Genomic DNA, 17,417 nt, shown 5'->3' on the forward strand with positions numbered 1-17,417 from the left:
TAAAGCTTTGTATTTGAATTTTACAATTTACTATTTACATCTAAGCAGTTTAAATCTTCAAAAGCGGCAGTTAATCTTTTTACAAATTGATCTTCTCCTTTTCTTAACCAAACCCTTGGATCATAATATTTTTTATTTGGAGAATCATCACCATCAGGATTTCCAATTTGAGCTTGCAAATAAGCTTCTTTTGACTTGTAATAATCTAATATTCCTTCCCAAAATGCCCATTGCATATCAGTATCAATATTCATTTTAACAGCTCCGTAAGAAATAGCTTCTCTAATTTCTTCTTCAGAAGAACCAGAACCACCATGAAACACAAAGTTTACTGGCTTTGCAGCTGTTAACTTAAACTTAGCTTTTACAAATTCCTGAGAATTATGTAAAATAACGGGTTGCAATTTCACATTACCTGGTTTGTAAACACCATGTACATTACCAAAAGCTGCTGCAATAGTAAATTTTGAGCTTATTTTACTCAATTCTTCATAAGCATAAGCTACCTCTTCTGGTTGAGTATATAATTTAGAAGAATCTACATCAGTATTATCTACACCATCTTCTTCACCACCGGTTACGCCTAGTTCAATTTCTAAGGTCATCCCAATTTTACTCATTCTTTCCAAATAGCGCTTACATATCTCAATGTTTTCTTCAATAGGCTCTTCAGAAAGATCTATCATGTGTGAAGAATAAAGAGGCTTACCATGCTGAGCATAAAACTTCTCTCCTGCATCTAATAACCCATCTAACCAAGGCAATAATTTTTTAGCACAATGGTCTGTATGTAAAATCACAGCAACACCATAATGTTCTGCTAATAAATGAACATGTTGAGCAGCAGAAATACCGCCTAAAATACATGCTTGCAATTGATCATTTTTTAATGATTTACCTGCATAAAATTGTGCTCCACCATTTGAAAGCTGAACTATAACCGGAGAATTAACTGCTTTAGCAGTTTCTAATACAGCATTAAGAGAATTTGTTCCTATTATATTAACTGCAGGTAATGCAAAAGCATTTTCTTTTGCTTTTTCAAATAACTCCTGAACTTGATCTCCTGTAATTACTCCTTTAAAATCTTTTAAACTCATTTTAATTCTTTTTTTATTAGTTCGAAGTTAAAAAAAAATATCTAATGAGTTAAGCTTGTATTCGAATTATAAATGCTGCATCAAAAATGAAGCTATAGGTTCTCATAAACAATTCATCAAATTTTCGTTTATTTGCATTCACACTATTTTAAAAGATGGCTTGGTTTAAAAGAAACATAAAAGGAATATCTACCTCTACAGAAGAAAAAAAAGAAGCGCCAGATGGGGTTTGGAATAAATGTCCTAGTTGTAAAAAAGCTTTACATTATTCAGAACAATTAGAAAATAAATACGTTTGTCAATATTGCGATTATCACCTTCGAATAGGCTCTAAAGAATATTTTGAGGTTTTGTTTGATAATAATGCTTTTGTTGAACTTTTTGGAAATTTAACGTCAGGTGATCCGTTACACTTTACAGATTCTAAGCCTTACACTGATAGATTAGTAGAAAGCTATAAGAAAACTGGATTAAAAGATGCAATTAGAGCGGCTCATGGTCAAATTGATGGGCAGGATTTAGTAGTTGCTTGTATGGATTTCAACTTTATTGGAGGTTCTATGGGATCTGTAGTTGGTGAAAAAATTGCAAGATCTATTGATTATAGCATCAAAAACAAAATTCCATTTTTAATGATCTCTAAATCTGGCGGAGCCAGAATGATGGAAGCTGCTTTTTCATTAATGCAAATGGCAAAAACATCTGCAAAGCTAGCGCTACTTTCTCAAGCTAAAATACCTTACATTTCATTACTAACAGACCCTACCACAGGAGGAGTAACTGCTTCTTACGCAATGCTTGGCGACATTAATATTGCCGAACCAGGTGCTTTAATTGGTTTTGCCGGCCCTCGGGTAATTAAAGAAACTATTAAAAAAGATTTACCAAAGGGATTCCAAACCTCCGAATTTGTTTTGGAGCATGGTTTCTTAGATTTTATTGTGGATAGAAGAAAAATGAAAAGTAGATTATCTTCTTTCATTAAAATGATGAGTAATTAATCATCAAAATCCATCGTTCTTCAATTCAATATAAACTTCGTTTTTTAATATAAAAGGCATAAAAAAAACCTCACTGAAATAAATTCAGTGAGGTTTTTTTATTGATTCTTATTTTTGTTTACTAGAAACCTAAACCAACAGTAAAAGCTCTTACTTTCTTGGGAAAAGTTCCAACTTGAACCGCAGAACCTAATGAAAGGTTAATAGAATATATTTTAGTTTCAGTACCAACAGTTAATATTGCATATCCAATACCACTTACAGCACCAATATCAAAACCATTAGCAGCATCAGCTCCAACTCTTAGTTTTCCAATTCTGGTTAATGTACCATTATTTGGAGTACCTGCTCTATATAAACTATCTGTTTTAGTATTAATGGTATACATCACTGTTGAAGATGCAGGAACTAAGTTGTTACTATAAGCTACTGCAGATTGTTCTACATTACCACCATTAATTGCACCATCAAGTGTTGCTGTTCCTAAAATTGGACTAACTCTTAAGTTTTGGCCAGTATTGCTTACTATCCTTATCGCATCAGCAGTAGGATTAAAATCAAAACCAAATGCAGTACCAGATAGCAATGGTATTAATGGCAATGTTCCAACTGCGGTAGCGACGCCAGAACTTGGGTTAATTGTATAAATTCTACTTGAGCTTCCTAAACCATAAAGCTGTCCATTCAATGGTCTAAAATCTAAACCAACAATGCTTTCACCTGTTTGTAATCCTGTAATAGGTTTAGTAATAGGCTCTGGTTTAGTAAGATTAAAAATCATCAAGCCATTAGTTTCATCTACTGCATAAGCAACTGATGCTGGAGCGATAGCCAAACCAATTAAGGCTGTAGCAGGTAAACCGTTATTAGGTGTTGGGAATGGAATCAAACCTAAATCTGTTACTTTACCTGTTGCTAAATTAATTTGAAACAAGGTTGGTGTTCCCGGTGTTGCAGCAACTGCACTCGCTGGACTAGCCGGAGGTCCTACTGAAATTCCACCTACAGGTATTGCCGGAATAGATCCATTATTAAATACCACTAATGCTTCTCCTGTTGGAGCAATATCAAAACCACCTGGTCTTGCATTTGTTATGTTGGTATTGTAAGCAGAAGAAAAAGTAGCTGTAGGAACTGCCGTAGTTGGCACACCTAACAATCCAACTTGAGTTAAAGTTCCAGCATTTGCATCTTGCTTATATAATCTACCAGAATTAAAATCAACATCATATAATTCAGTAGCTGTGGCGCCACTTGTATTATTGGTATAAGCTACTTCACTTAAAACAGCATTAGTTCCTCCGTTAATATTAACATCAGTAGCAACAACAGTTCCATCATCAGGGTTTAACCTTAAGTTTTGGCCAGATTTTGTTACCAATCTAATTCTATCTACTGTTGGGTTAAAATCAAAACCAGCAACACCACCAGAAATAGCTGGGGTAAAGGGTGCTGTGCTAATTGCTCTTGCAACTCCTGTAATAGGATTTAGAACATACAATCTACTTGTGCTGCCTAAACCATATAAAATCCCTGTTGCAGGGCGATAATCAATTGCTAATATACTTTCACCAGTTTGTAATCCGGTTATTGATACAGCTGCACCTATAACTTGATTAATGTTAGAAGCATTATATCTAATTAATTGCCCACCTGTACTTATTGAGTTTGTATTTGTTAAACCAACAAAAGCTAAATTTGGTCTTGTCCCACTCTCATTAATTAATAGCTCATCCTCTTGTTTACAAGATGTGATAGAACCTATGATTAAGGCAATAAGCCCCATCATTTTTATATTTGAATTGATAAATTTCATTTTCATATTGTTATTTTAATTTGATTTACAAATAGATATATTAATTGAAAATATATCTTAATCCAAATTGCATACTGTAGGTCGATCCAAAACTAACATTATCTCTTAATATTGTTGGTGCTGGTGCATTACCATCAAACTGTAATCTAAAAGTTGGTTTAGTTGCTCCATCAGGAGTTAATAAGGCTTGATTTGTAGGCACCAATAATTGACTTCTTACTAATTGCTTACGAATACCCCAGTCTTTATTGATAAAGTTACCCAAGTTTTCAACAGTTAAATTAAACTGTACAGTATTTCTTTTTTTGCCAACATTTACAAAAACGTCTTGTAAAAAGTTTAAATCTACTGTTCCAATCCAAGGTAAAATTCCACCGTTACGCTCTGCATATTTTCCTCTTCTAGAATTCAAGTAATTATCTTGTTGAATTAAATTGAAAAATAAATCACTTTGTTGTTGTGCAGTATAAGTAATTGCATTTGGCGCAGTACCTGCCGTAAATGGAGTGAAGGTAATTTCGCTTGGATTTCTTGGAATATAAATTAAATCTGCATTAGCTCCATCTCTATTCATATCTAAAGAGTAAGTATAAGATACTCTTCCTTGACTAGATCCTTCGTAAATTAAAGAGAATGTTGTTCCTAATTTCTTTAGGTATTCTTTTCTATAAGTTAAGCCTGCAATAATTCTATCTGGAACAAATCCATTAAAACCTAATTCTTTAGCATTAGAACCGTTTACAGTTGCATTACCTAACCAAGAACCTGAAGGCTGATCACCTCCTCCGTCAAAATAGTTTTTACCTTGTTGTTTGGTGTAAGCTAAAAAAGAAGAAAAACCATTATCAAATTGCTTTTCTAATTTAGCTGTAATAGAGTAATTGTAACCGCCACTTGCATTATCTAAAACATATGTATTAAATGCACCTGTTGCAGTTGCACTTGGAATACCAGCGCTAGTAAGTTTATTGATGTATTTATCTACGTTAGCGTTTGGATAAATAATTCTATTATCTGGGTAGCCACCTACATTTAAAGGAGCTGCTTTAGTTGGATCCAAGTTTGGATTTCTAAAGAAAACCTGATTAATGTCATAATTGTATATTCCTTCTAAAGTTCCAACTATACCAAATGGTAATTTAGCATCAATAGCTAAACTAGTTTTGAAAACCTGAGGAGATTTAACATTTGGACTTAGTAAAGAAATAGCACCTGGAACTGCAGTACCAGAAACTGGCTGTGTAGCAGGTAAATAAAAGTTTGGATCTGGATTGAAAGGGAATGGAACACCACCAAAGTTGGAACCTTGTTCTACTTGTGAAAATTGCAACAAGCCTGAATCACCAGCTTGCGACACAATCCACACTTTAGGAATACCTCCAGAATATAAACCAGTAGCACCTCTAAATTGTAAACTTCTATCACCTTTCACATCATAGTTAAAACCAAATCTAGGTGAAATTAAAAGTGCAGATGTTGGCAAAATACCAGTATCTAACTTCTCACCATTTGCAAAAGTTAATGGGGTAACTAATGGATGAGTTAATAGGTCTTGAGTGTAGGTGTATAAGTCACCTCTTATACCAAATGATAGTCTTAATTTATCATTAACTGTAAAATCATCTTGAGCATAAATAGAGTATTTTGAATCTTTAAACGTAGGAAATGCCTGAGCGTAACCTGGTGTTAAAGAAAAAGTTTTTGCGTAAGATAAAGGATTTGCACCTGATTTGAAATCGTCAAAGGAATTGAATACATAGAATGATGTACCAAAACGTTGAAAACCATTTTTGGTAGTACTAGTTTCAAACTCAACTCCACCTAATAAATTATGCTTTCCAATTGTTGTTTGTACATAATCTATGAAATTATAAGATTCCACATCTCTTAAATTACCAAAAGTGAAAGGCTCATAGCCAAATGAAGTAAATGGACGTCCATCTTTTAAAATATCTACAAAAGGAAATATTGAACTTTCTGAAGTTCTTGGTTCGTTTTGGTTTGAGTAAGAACCTCTAAAAGTGTTAGCAAATTTACCTCCACCAAATGTGGTATTCAATTCAGTAACTAAAGAATAATAATTGTTATCAGTAAAATAGTTAGAATTTTGAAAAGCTAATGCATTGTTATCTGTTCTGCTACCAGTAACAGGGTAAGCGTTACCAACCAATGGATTAGTAGAATTACTTAAAAATGATGGGCTTTTACTTTCTAATTGGCTATAACGAACTGTAAATTTGTTGTTCTTATTGATATTCCAATCTAAACGACCAACAATATTCAAACGTTCACTTTCAAAACCGTATCCATCATAACCACCTGTCTCGTAACCGTAAGTGTCTCTTAAATATTGGCTAATTTCATCTAATTCTACTCTAGTTGGTCTGTTTGCTCTTGGATTTGAAGGGAAATCTGTAGGATCTACAGAAGCTATTCTACTTTGCCCTGGTCTAGCTTGTTTATCAGACTCCACACTACCAAAGAAAAATAATTTATCTTTAATAATAGGTCCGCCAATTCTAGCACCATAAATTTTAACATCATTAGGGTTCGGGATCAATTCATCGTATCCCTTTACTTTTGTACCAACATTATTTTGATTTCTAAAGTAAGTGTAAGCTGAACCAGAAAATTCATTAGTTCCTGATCTAGTAGTTGCATTAATTGCACCACCCACAAAACCAGATTGTCTAACATCAACCGGAGTTACGTTAACAGAAATTTCTGATATCGCATCTAATACAATAGGATTTGCCTGTCCGCCAGGTAAATTACCCCCAATACCAAAACTGTTGTTAAAGTTAGCACCATCTATTGTGATGTTATTTTGACGGTAATTACCACCACCAATAGAATTACCTTGAGCCTGAGGAGTTACTCTTGTGATGCTATTAATATTTCTATTAATTGTAGGTATTTCATTGATTTGACGAGTTCCAACGTTTGTTATAGAACCAGATCTGTCAGAACTTAAAACAGAACTTCCTCCAGCTGTAACTACTACTTCGTTTAATTCTCTACTGGTTACAGAAAGCGTAACGTTTAAAATGTAAGGCTCTCCCAATTTAAGATAGATACCTTCATAAGTTTTAGGCTGTAATCCTAAAAAAGTAACTTCAACTTTGTATGGACCACCTGGTCTCATGTTTAATAAGTTAAACTTACCTTCAGCATTGGTAGTTGATGCATAAACAGACCCTGTAGGAATGTGGGTTGCCTTTACTGTACTTCCAATTATTGTTTCTTTTGAGTCTTTAACTGTTCCAGTTAAACTACCCGTAGTTACCTGTGCTGATGCTGTTATTACACCTATCAACAGGAAAGTAAACAAATAAAAAATTCTTTGTATTTTTCTTTTCATGTGTGAGTTTTTAAAACGGTACAAAAATCATGTATATGGTTTAACTATACAAGGATTAAATGTTAACAAATTGTTAACAATAGCACTTATTAACAAACACTTTACTTTGAAATTAAAAAATTAAGGTTTTTTTAATCATTGCTGATTTTAATTAGCTTTGGCTTTTAAAAAATATAAAATCAGTATGAATTACGATCTAATAGTTATTGGCAGCGGTCCTGGTGGTTATGTAGCAGCAATTAGAGCAGCTCAATTAGGATTAAAGACTGCTATTGTAGAAAAGGAATCTTTGGGTGGAATATGTTTAAACTGGGGATGTATTCCCACTAAAGCACTGTTGAAAAGCGCTCAGGTTTTTGAATATATCAATCATGCTAATGATTATGGAATTAAAGTTAATGGTGCTGAGGCTGATTTTGAGGCTGTTGTAAAACGCAGTAGAGGTGTTGCAGACGGAATGAGTAAAGGAATTCAATTCCTGATGAAAAAAAACAAAATCGATGTTTTAATGGGTTTTGGCAAAATTAAAAAAGCCGGAAAAGTTGAAGTTAAAGCTGCTGATGGATCTATAAAAGAATACGAAGCTAAACACACCATACTTGCCACAGGCGGAAGATCAAGAGAATTACCCCACATTAAACAAGATGGTAAAAAGGTAATTGGCTACCGAGAAGCCATGACTTTACCTAAAATGCCTAAAAGCATGATCGTAATGGGTTCTGGTGCTATAGGTGTTGAATTTGCATATTTCTACGCTACCATGGGTACAAAAGTAACCATCGTAGAATTTATGGACAATATTGTACCTGTTGAAGATGAAGATGTTTCTAAACAATTAAACAGATCTTTCAAAAAGATTGGTATTGACATTATGACCAAATCTTCTGTTGAAAAAATTGATAGCAGCGGAGATTTATGCAAAGTAACCGTTAAAACGGAAGCTGGAGAAAAAGTATTAGAAGCTGAAATTGTATTATCTGCTGTTGGATACTCTACTAACTTAGAAGGTATTGGATTAGAAGAAGTGGGAGTTAAAACTGATAAAGGAAGAGTTTTAGTTGATGAATTTTATAAAACAAATATAGCAGGTGTTTATGCAATTGGTGATATAGTAGCTGGTCAGGCTTTAGCTCATGTTGCGTCAGCAGAAGGAATTATTTGTGTAGAAAACATCGCAGGTCATCATCCTCAACCATTAAATTACGGTAATATTCCTGGATGTACTTATTGCTCTCCAGAAATTGCCTCTGTTGGTATGACCGAGAAAAAAGCTAAAGAAGCAGGTTACGAGATTAAAGTAGGAAAATTTCCATTTTCAGCTTCTGGTAAAGCAAGTGCATCTGGAGCAAAAGATGGTTTTGTTAAATTAATTTTTGATGCTAAATATGGCGAATTATTAGGCGCACACATGATTGGCAACAACGTAACAGAAATGATTGCTGAACTGGTAGTGGCTCGTAAATTAGAAACTACAGGAATGGAAATTATAAAATCTGTACATCCACACCCAACCATGAGTGAGGCAATTATGGAAGCTGCCGCTGATGCTTATGGCGAAGTAATACATTTGTAAGTCAGTTTTAAGTTATAAGTTGCCAGTTGTTAGAATATATCAACTGGCAACTTCGTTTAATATCCTTCATTCAAATAGCTTATTTATATCCCCAACCAACCAACTCTTATGAAATTACATATTATAGAAACCGGATTTTTTAAATTAGATGGCGGAGCAATGTTTGGCGTAGTTCCAAAAGTAATATGGAATAAAAGCAACCCTGCCGACGAAAATAATTTATGCACTTGGGCAATGCGTTGTTTGTTAATTGAAGATGGAAACAGGTTGATATTGGTAGATAATGGAATTGGCGATAAACAAGACGCTAAATTTTTAAGCCATTATTATTTACATGGTGATGATACTTTAGATAAATCTTTAGCCAAAATTGGGTTTAATAAAAATGATATTACTGATGTTTTTTTAACTCATTTACATTTTGATCATTGCGGCGGCTCTATAGTGAGAGAAAATGACAAACTCAAGCCTGCTTTTAAAAACGCTACTTATTGGAGCAACCAGCAACATTGGGACTGGGCTGTTGTTCCAAATGCCAGAGAAAAAGCTTCCTTTTTAAAAGAAAACATTTTACCTATACAAGAAAGCGGACAATTACAATTTATCCCTACAGAAGACGGTATTTCCTTTACAGATGACATTAAAATAAGGTTTGCTTTTGGCCATACTGATGCCATGATGCTGCCTCAAATTAACTATAAAGGAAAAACTGTAGTATTTATGGCAGATCTTTTACCTTCTGTTGGCCATATCCCTCTCCCCTATGTAATGGCTTATGATATGTTTCCTTTAAAAACCTTAAACGAAAAGGCATTATTTTTAAAAGAAGCCCAAGAAAACAACTATATATTAATGTTAGAGCATGATGCTGTGAATGAATGTTGTACTTTACAAATGACAGAAAAGGGAATTAAACTTGATGAGACTTTTAAATTGAGTGATATTTAATATTTTACTACAAATACACACAATGGCTTGATTTTTGATAAGAATAAAATATCAGATTAACTAGAAAAATCTTTAAATAACCCCAACATTTTCACATAATTAACGTTAAAGTTTTTTAACTTTGCACTCCTTTAGTTTAAGATTACAGAATAATATATATAGATGAGACAACTCAAGATTACGCAATCCATTACCAACCGTGAATCACAATCATTAGACAAGTACCTTCACGAAATTGGAAAAGTTGATCTAATTACTGCCGAAGAAGAAGTAATTCTGGCACAAAAAATCAGAGAAGGTGACCAAGCCGCTCTAGAACGTTTAACAAAAACAAACTTACGTTTCGTTGTTTCCGTAGCAAAACAATACCAAAATCAAGGTCTTACCCTCGGAGACTTAATTAACGAGGGAAATTTAGGTTTAATTAAAGCCGCAAAAAGATTTGATGAAACCAAAGGTTTCAAATTTATTTCTTACGCTGTTTGGTGGATTCGCCAATCAATTTTACAAGCCATTGCTGAGCAATCACGTATTGTACGTTTGCCGCTAAACCAAGTAGGTTCTTTAAGTAAAATTAGTAAAGCATTCTCCAGACTAGAACAAGAATTTGAAAGAGAGCCTTCTCCAGAAGAATTGGCAGAGACTTTAGAAACTACTGTTGAAAAAATATCTGACACATTAAGTAATTCTGGAAGACACGTATCTATGGATGCGCCCTTTGTACAAGGGGAAGAAAACACTTTATTAGATGTATTGGAAAACGATAATCCGGATACTGATAGTAATTTAATTGATGAGTCTTTATCTGAAGAAATTAAACGTTCACTTTCTACTTTAACAGAAAGAGAAAGAGAAATTATAGTTCTTTTCTTTGGTTTAAGCACCAATCACCCACTTTCATTAGAAGAAATTGGAGAAAAATTTAACCTTACTCGTGAGCGTGTAAGACAAATTAAAGACAAAGCATTACAAAGACTTCGTCACACCTCCAGAAGCAAGATTTTAAAATCTTATTTAGGATAATATTAAAACCCTTTCCCATAAAGAAAGGGTTTTTTATTTACCCATCTTTTAAAAATATTTCCTCTCAACTTTATCAACATAAATAGATCACTATCAACAGCTTATTTATGTGTAATTGATACAATAAGCACCCACTTAGTGTATTTTTTATTTAAAATCTAGTAAAGGATTTCCTATAATTGCGCCATAAACCAATTATTCCCCCGTTTCATGTCTAAAAAATACGATAGCGAATTCACCAGTTGGATTGCTAAAGAGAAAAAAGCTATTGAGTTGATCAATATTGTTGGTCAGCTTTGGTTTGATAAATCTATTGAACTTATTCTATTTAGAAAACCTTTATTTGATTGTAGCGGAAGCGAAATATTAGCTCATCATCAATATGTGCAGGAAATTACCGGTACAGAAATTTCTATTTATCAAACCTTAGAAATTGCAAAAGGGATAAGCGAATTAATTATTGCACCTTCTCGCATTGATATTGGAAGATTAACCATTGAATGGCTAAATGAAGGAAATCAAGCAAAATCAATTGAAGATTTTTTATTACAAAAACTACAAAAACATGTAGGCAAGGATAAAAAAACAATGGTTTCAAAAGATGTGATTTTATACGGATTTGGAAGAATTGGAAGAATTGCCGCTAGAGAATTAATTGTACAAGCAGGTAAAGGAGAACAATTGAGATTAAGAGCCATTGTAACCCGAACTTATAGTGATGAGGAATTGAGAAAAAGAGCCGATTTATTGAGAAACGATTCGGTACATGGAAAATTTCCTGGTATTATTAAAGAAGATTATGAACATAAAGCTTTAAACATCAATGGGCAATTGATTTATTTAATAGCAACAAATAGCCCAGGTGAAGTAGATTATTCTGCTTACGGCATTAAAAACGCTTTATTGATTGACAATACAGGCTTTAGCCGAGACAGAGACGGATTGAGTAAACACCTACAATCAAAAGGCGTTGATAAAGTTTTACTTACTGCCCCTGGAAAAGATGACGTACCTAATTTGGTTTACGGAATTAACCATTTTGAATATGCAAAAGACGAGCAAATTTTCTCGGCTGCAAGTTGTACTACTAACGCCATTGTACCGGTTCTTAAGGTAGTAGCTGATTCTTTTGGAATAGAAAAAGGGCATATTGAAACGGTTCACTCTTACACTAACGACCAAAATTTATTAGACAATTTTCATAAAAAATACCGCAGAGGAAGATCGGCAGCTTTAAATATGGTAATTACAGAAACTGGCGCTGCTAAAGCGGTGGCAAAGGTACTTCCTTTTTTAACTGATAAATTGACTGGGAATGCGGTAAGAGTCCCAACTCCTAATGTATCATTAGCCATATTAAATTTAAGTTTAGAAAAAGCTGTTGATAAAGAAACGCTAAATTCTGTTCTAAAAAACTCGGCTTTATTTGGTGATTTGGTAGAACAAATTGAATATTCGGTTTCTAATGAATTAGTATCTAGCGATATGATTGGGAATAGCCATGCAGCAGTAATAGACGGACCAGCAACTATTGTTTCTAAAGATGGAAAATCTATTGTTTTATATGTTTGGTACGATAACGAATATGGTTACACCCGACAAGTGGTACGTTTAGCAAAATCTATTGCTGATGTAATTAGGTTAACTTATTACTAAGAATTAATTATGCAAGGAAAATTAAGTTACCTGCACTGTTTTAAGTAAAATAAACCTGATTGGCAGCGGTAGCTCCCTTTGTTTTTCACAAAGGGACTAAAGCAGAAAGCAGGGCTATCTTAAGTTATAAAAGATGAACCCTGCTTTTCTAAATATTTATTTTAAACAATTAGTTTTGAGCATCATCTGCATCTAGGATGGCTTTGTCTACTGTTTTAGCTAATTCTATGGCTGCATCTCTAAGTTTGATATTCTGATCATAAGCTGCATCAATTTCTATGATTTTACTTTTGCGTTGATAATCAAATTGAAGGTAATAACGTGGCGATTTCCCTGATGTATCTCCTATCATTTTTGTTGGCCAATTCCAAAAACCAAGTTCAGCAGCTTTTCTGTGTAGAAAAAGCAAATCATCTTTTGAGAGTTTTACTTTGTTTTTTACCAGAGAATCTCTTGTATTTAAAAATTGAAATTCCTGACTTTTTGAGGAATATAGTTTATTAAAATTTTTACCAACACTTTCTTTTAGGGTGATGTTTTCAAATTCGGCAAACTTATAAGGCGCATTTTTTACCATTATGGTATAATAATAAATGCAGTACAACAAAAACGGAAGAGAAATACTAACTCCTAAAAATATCTTTTTAAATCTGTTACTCATTATAATAAAATTTCTTCTTGTGTGGCATTTTCATCAAACTCGCCTTCCCACTTAGCAATTACTACGGTGGCTAAACAGTTACCTAATACATTTACAGATGTACGAGCCATATCCATTAATTCATCTATACCCAAAATGATAAAAATAGGCCAAACAGGTAAATTAAAAGAGGCTGCTGTACCTAACAAAATCACTAAAGAAGCTCTGGGAACGCCTGCAACACCTTTACTGGTGAGCATTAAAGTAAATACAATAATTAATTGCTGGCCTAATGACATATCTATACCTGCGGCTTGAGCAACAAATATTGCGGCCAAAGCGAGGTAAAGTGTGGTGCCATCTAAATTAAAACTATAACCTGTTGGGATTACAAAGGCTACAATTTTACGTGGAACACCTAGTTTTTCCATTTCTTCCATAGCTCTTGGCAAAGCGGCTTCTGAACTGGTGGTGGCAAATGCTATGGAAATTGGTCCTGCTACTGCTTTTAAAAACTTTTTAATTGGAACGCCTGTGAATAAAGCAATTGGAAATAGAACTAATAAAATAAAAGCAATTAAGGCAACATAAAGCGTGGCTAAAAGCTGAAACAAGTTTAATAAAATACCCAATCCCATGTGCCCTACGGTGTATGCTATGGCCGCTCCTACTCCTATTGGCGCAAACAACATCACAATATTTGTAAATTTAAACATCACCTCTGATAAGCTTTCTGCTGCTTTTAACATCGGTTTACGTTTATCTTCTCTTACCATAGCTAAGGCAATTCCAAATAAGATACTAAAAACAACCACTTGTAAAACTTGTCCTTCGGCAATAGATTTGGCAATGTTCTCCGGAAAAATATGTAAGATAATGTCTGTAGTGGTTTGAGGTTCTACTTTTTGTAAAGTCTCTGTAATTGCTATTGGAGGTTGAATTCCTACTCCTGCTTTTGATATATTAATGGCTAATAAACCGATGAATAGTGCTATAGTAGTTACTACTTCAAAATAAAGTAGGGATTTCCAACCCATTCTGCCTACTTGTTTCAAATCTGAATGACCAGCAATACCATAAACCAAAGTGGCGAAAAGCAAAGGCGCTACAATGGTTTTAATCATTTTTAAGAATATTTTACTTAAAACCTGCAAATTGACACCAAATTCGGGAAAATCATTTCCAATTTCTGAACCAATTACCATAGATAATAATATCCAAGTGGTTAAAGACTTCTTTTGAAAACCATAAGCTATTAAAGTTCCAATAGCCAACCATCTAACAATCATTAGAATAGGTTCTGAAATACTTAAGATTTGATAATGACTTAAAAGAGTTAATAATGCGGCAATAAATATTGCGATTGATGCAATTAATGGAATACGCTTTAATTTCATTTATTTATAGTTTGGGAATCTAACAAAAGTAACTATTTTGGCCTATTGCGCAAATGTATATAGATGAACAATCCAAAATTAGCTGATTTAAAAAAAGAACTTAATCATCATGAGCCAAATGAATGGAAAGAATTGTGTTTGCGTTTAGCAAAATATAAAACAGAAAATAAAGAATTACTTCACTATTTATTATTTTATCAAGATAGGAAAGAAGATTACATTCAGGAAGTTAAAGATTTAATAGCTTCTGAATTTGACGACCTCCATCCTTCTATATATTATGTTACCAAGCAATTAAGAAAGCTCATCAGGATTTTAAACAAGCATATTAAATACGTTTCTGAGAAAGATAAGGAAACAGAATTAGCGCTATATTTTTCTGAACTTTTTGTAGGTCATCCTATAGTAAAGACCTCACATAAAGCTTTAATTGGCTTATTATACAGGCAATTAAAGCGAATAAACAAGTTAATTCCCAAACTAGAAGAAGATTTACAATTTGATTATCAGCAACAGCTAGATATTTTAATTACTGCGCTAAAGAAAAACCGTCGTGATTTTCATATCAGAGAAATTGAATAAGTTTGTAACAATACTAAAGAACTAAAATCTAACCCTAAACACAATCATTTAAATGTCTAATAAAGAACAAGTCTTTAAGGAAATATTTCAGGCTAATTCTAAGAAAATTTACCATTTGTGTTTTGGTTATACCGGAGATGATGATGCTGCGAACGATTTATTACAAGAAACTTTTTTAAAAGTTTGGCAAAATTTAGAAAAGTTTAGAAATCAAGCTATGATTTCTACATGGATTTATAGAATAGCTGTAAATACTTGTCTTACTTATTTAAAAAGCGAAAAAAGACAAGCGAAAGACGAACTCACTCCTAATATTATTGAAAACAAAGTTGAAGAAGTTTCAGAGAAACAAGAGCAAATAAAAACTTTGTATCAGTGCATTTCTAAACTGGAAGAAAACGAAAGAATTATTATTACAATGGTGATGGATGAAGTTCCTTACCCTGAAATTGCAGAAATATCTGGAATTTCTGAAGGAAACTTAAGAGTTAAAATACACAGAATTAAGCATAAGCTTACCGAATTATATAATGAGCATGAAAGACTTTGATTCATTAGTGGGCATTTGGAATGAACAAAAAACTTCTCCTAATATTAATTATAAGGAGGTGATCAATCATTACAAAACAAACAGAAGCAAATTGAGCTTTAAATTTCTATTGGAGATTTTAGCCATGCTTATTGCATTTTCTGTAGTAAGCTATATATTTTTCACTATAGAATTTGAATTTTGGACTTCTTATGTAGGATTAATTTTGGTTAATATTTGCTGTATTTATTTTATTGCTATGCAAATTATAAACCTTAAAAATATTGCTAATAGCAATACTTTATTTGATAAACCTCAAGATCATATTCAATTTATTAAAGAATTTAAAAAATCTAGGTACATACAGCACACTCGCAATTACAAAGTTTACACGTTTGTTTTAGGCTTGGGCCTGAGTTTATACTTTGTGGAGTTCTTTTACCGCTTAAACTTAGCCGTAATGATAACCGTAGTTGCCGCAACAATAGCTTGGTTTGTGATTTGTTACTTGTATTTGATGAAGATATATATCAAAAAAGAAGAGAAACGCTTTAATGATATGCTCACTGATTTGGAAAGATTGAATGAGCAGTTTAGTGATGAGGTTTAAACCCTTCTGCTAATAGATAAATATCAATCATTTAGATTTTCATGATAATTGATTAACCCAAAAACTTCTATAGTTTGATTATTAATACGAAAAACAATAGTGTAACCTTTAAAAATCAAATCTCTTATTAATTCATCCTCAAAATAAATTGATTTTCTGAAACTGTAAGGTTTAGTTGGGATTTCACGAATCTTTAAAAATAGATCCTTCTTGAATTTAATAGCTCTATTGTTGCTATCTAAAGAAATATAATGGATTTGACTTTTTAAACGATTAAGAAAAGATTCCTTAAATATGATTTTTCTTAATCATATCATCAATCTGCTTTTCTGCATCGTCAACATCAATAAATTTAGCTTCTCCTTTTAAAATTTCATCTAGTTCACTTTGCAAATATTTTTTATGTGAAATGAAATTTTCATCTTCATGTATAATTTCAATTTCATCCTTACTAAATTTGCTTAATAACCAAATTAACTTCTCATAAATACTATCCTTTATTTTGAGCTTTATTACTTGCATAAAGTTTTAAGTTTAAACTAAGTTAAAATTATTTTTTCAGAATCTACTCCAACTCAGTCAAATCAAAACTATTATTCTTTATATTATATTCTACTTTTTTCTTTCCTTTCGGATCTTTACCTTCCAAATCGCTTTCATCAAAAAGGTTAAATTCTCTTATCAGTTTAGCATCCTTCACATAAAATTTATCCAATCCTCGGTACTCACTTTTTGTTTTTGAGCTTAAATCTGGAAACTTAATTTGGTTAACATTTTTGCCATTAAACTCATAACAAAGAATTTTAGCACTATCGTATTTATCATTCAAAGTATAGTAAATCAACACTTCGGGATTACCATCTGAATCCATATCGGTATTAAAAACTTCGGTTAAACGCCCATCTAAATTATCTGAAGAAGCAACAGTAAAATCATTTTTTAAAGAGTCGGATCTTAAAATCAAAACCGATGAAGTTGAATCTGAACCTCTGCCCCAACTGTAAACATCAAAAATAAGATCTGGCCCAACTTCAATTTTTTCATGATGACGAAAAGGAGCTGGTAATTCCATCACTACTTTTTTAACTTTTTCTTCTTTAGCCTCTTTTTCATTTCCGCAAGAAAAAAGAAAAACGATGCCGCTTAATGCCAATATTGTATTAAATGTCTTTTTCATATTT

At 32.8% G+C, this 17,417-nt stretch carries 16 protein-coding genes; 8 read left to right on the forward strand and 8 right to left on the reverse strand.

The genetic code is table 11. From position 1 onward, the window contains the following. Nucleotides 1-20: 20 nt before the first annotated feature. Nucleotides 21-1,100, reverse strand: coding sequence for a class II fructose-bisphosphate aldolase (fbaA, locus tag FA046_RS15085; RefSeq protein ID WP_136827369.1), 1,080 nt, complete (start codon nucleotides 1,098-1,100; stop codon nucleotides 21-23). Between the two features lie 155 nt (nucleotides 1,101-1,255). Here fbaA and accD point away from each other — a divergent pair, with 155 nt between their 5' ends. Next, on the forward strand, nucleotides 1,256-2,101 hold the full coding sequence (accD, locus tag FA046_RS15090; protein ID WP_136827370.1) for an acetyl-CoA carboxylase, carboxyltransferase subunit beta: 846 nt from the start codon (nucleotides 1,256-1,258) through the stop codon (nucleotides 2,099-2,101). Nucleotides 2,102-2,222: 121 nt separating this feature from the next. Here the strand turns inward: accD and FA046_RS15095 are convergent, their stop codons facing one another. Both FA046_RS15095 and FA046_RS15100 read right to left on the reverse strand, forming a co-directional pair. Further along, nucleotides 2,223-3,923: a DUF4394 domain-containing protein gene (locus tag FA046_RS15095; protein WP_225870939.1), complete on the reverse strand. Its 1,701-nt coding sequence runs from the start codon at nucleotides 3,921-3,923 to the stop codon at nucleotides 2,223-2,225. A gap of 34 nt (nucleotides 3,924-3,957) precedes the next feature. Continuing rightward, nucleotides 3,958-7,278 carry a TonB-dependent receptor gene (locus tag FA046_RS15100; RefSeq protein ID WP_136827371.1) on the reverse strand — a complete coding sequence of 1,107 codons (3,321 nt, stop codon included), beginning with the start codon at nucleotides 7,276-7,278 and terminating at the stop codon, nucleotides 3,958-3,960. Nucleotides 7,279-7,462: 184 nt separating this feature from the next. On the opposite strand from FA046_RS15100, the gene lpdA reads away from it, so the two are divergent. The 4 genes from lpdA to FA046_RS15120 all read left to right on the forward strand — a co-directional run bounded on the left by lpdA (nucleotide 7,463) and on the right by FA046_RS15120 (nucleotide 12,478). Continuing rightward, nucleotides 7,463-8,851 (forward strand): dihydrolipoyl dehydrogenase, encoded by a 1,389-nt coding sequence (lpdA, locus tag FA046_RS15105; protein ID WP_136827372.1) that lies wholly within the window; start codon nucleotides 7,463-7,465, stop codon nucleotides 8,849-8,851. Nucleotides 8,852-8,959: 108 nt separating this feature from the next. Then, nucleotides 8,960-9,799, forward strand: coding sequence for an MBL fold metallo-hydrolase (locus FA046_RS15110; protein ID WP_136827373.1), 840 nt, complete (start codon nucleotides 8,960-8,962; stop codon nucleotides 9,797-9,799). Between the two features lie 162 nt (nucleotides 9,800-9,961). After that, nucleotides 9,962-10,822: a sigma-70 family RNA polymerase sigma factor gene (locus FA046_RS15115; RefSeq protein ID WP_136827374.1), complete on the forward strand. Its 861-nt coding sequence runs from the start codon at nucleotides 9,962-9,964 to the stop codon at nucleotides 10,820-10,822. A 210-nt stretch (nucleotides 10,823-11,032) separates the two neighbouring features. Beyond that, entirely contained in the window at nucleotides 11,033-12,478 is a 1,446-nt protein-coding gene (locus FA046_RS15120; RefSeq protein WP_136827375.1) for a glyceraldehyde-3-phosphate dehydrogenase, read from the forward strand. 169 nt (nucleotides 12,479-12,647) lie between these two features. Here FA046_RS15120 and FA046_RS15125 read toward each other — a convergent pair whose 3' ends face one another. Both FA046_RS15125 and FA046_RS15130 read right to left on the reverse strand, forming a co-directional pair. Next, nucleotides 12,648-13,139 carry a hypothetical protein gene (locus tag FA046_RS15125; RefSeq protein WP_136827376.1) on the reverse strand — a complete coding sequence of 164 codons (492 nt, stop codon included), beginning with the start codon at nucleotides 13,137-13,139 and terminating at the stop codon, nucleotides 12,648-12,650. Next, entirely contained in the window at nucleotides 13,139-14,515 is a 1,377-nt protein-coding gene (locus FA046_RS15130; protein WP_136827377.1) for a dicarboxylate/amino acid:cation symporter, read from the reverse strand. The genes FA046_RS15125 and FA046_RS15130 overlap by 1 nt, the downstream gene beginning before the upstream one ends. 63 nt (nucleotides 14,516-14,578) lie before the next feature. Here FA046_RS15130 and FA046_RS15135 point away from each other — a divergent pair, with 63 nt between their 5' ends. Genes FA046_RS15135 through FA046_RS15145 form a run of 3 tightly spaced genes read left to right on the forward strand, consistent with a single transcriptional unit; the run spans nucleotide 14,579 to nucleotide 16,236 of the window. Continuing rightward, on the forward strand, nucleotides 14,579-15,097 hold the full coding sequence (locus tag FA046_RS15135) for a hypothetical protein (protein ID WP_136827378.1): 519 nt from the start codon (nucleotides 14,579-14,581) through the stop codon (nucleotides 15,095-15,097). 52 nt (nucleotides 15,098-15,149) lie between these two features. Next, nucleotides 15,150-15,647: an RNA polymerase sigma factor gene (locus tag FA046_RS15140; RefSeq protein ID WP_136827379.1), complete on the forward strand. Its 498-nt coding sequence runs from the start codon at nucleotides 15,150-15,152 to the stop codon at nucleotides 15,645-15,647. Further along, entirely contained in the window at nucleotides 15,634-16,236 is a 603-nt protein-coding gene (locus FA046_RS15145) for a hypothetical protein (protein ID WP_136827380.1), read from the forward strand. The genes FA046_RS15140 and FA046_RS15145 overlap by 14 nt, the downstream gene beginning before the upstream one ends. 23 nt (nucleotides 16,237-16,259) lie before the next feature. Here FA046_RS15145 and FA046_RS17640 read toward each other — a convergent pair whose 3' ends face one another. The 3 genes from FA046_RS17640 to FA046_RS15160 are packed head-to-tail and all read right to left on the reverse strand — an operon-like array spanning nucleotide 16,260 to nucleotide 17,413. Then, entirely contained in the window at nucleotides 16,260-16,535 is a 276-nt protein-coding gene (locus tag FA046_RS17640; RefSeq protein ID WP_136827457.1) for a type II toxin-antitoxin system RelE/ParE family toxin, read from the reverse strand. After that, nucleotides 16,525-16,758 (reverse strand): hypothetical protein, encoded by a 234-nt coding sequence (locus FA046_RS17400; protein WP_205943677.1) that lies wholly within the window; start codon nucleotides 16,756-16,758, stop codon nucleotides 16,525-16,527. The genes FA046_RS17640 and FA046_RS17400 overlap by 11 nt, the downstream gene beginning before the upstream one ends. Nucleotides 16,759-16,801: 43 nt before the next feature. Continuing rightward, nucleotides 16,802-17,413: a hypothetical protein gene (locus tag FA046_RS15160; RefSeq protein ID WP_136827381.1), complete on the reverse strand. Its 612-nt coding sequence runs from the start codon at nucleotides 17,411-17,413 to the stop codon at nucleotides 16,802-16,804. Between the last annotated feature and the right edge of the window lie 4 nt (nucleotides 17,414-17,417).

This window comes from Pedobacter cryophilus (assembly GCF_005116455.1).
GTDB lineage: Bacteria > Bacteroidota > Bacteroidia > Sphingobacteriales > Sphingobacteriaceae > Pseudopedobacter > Pseudopedobacter cryophilum.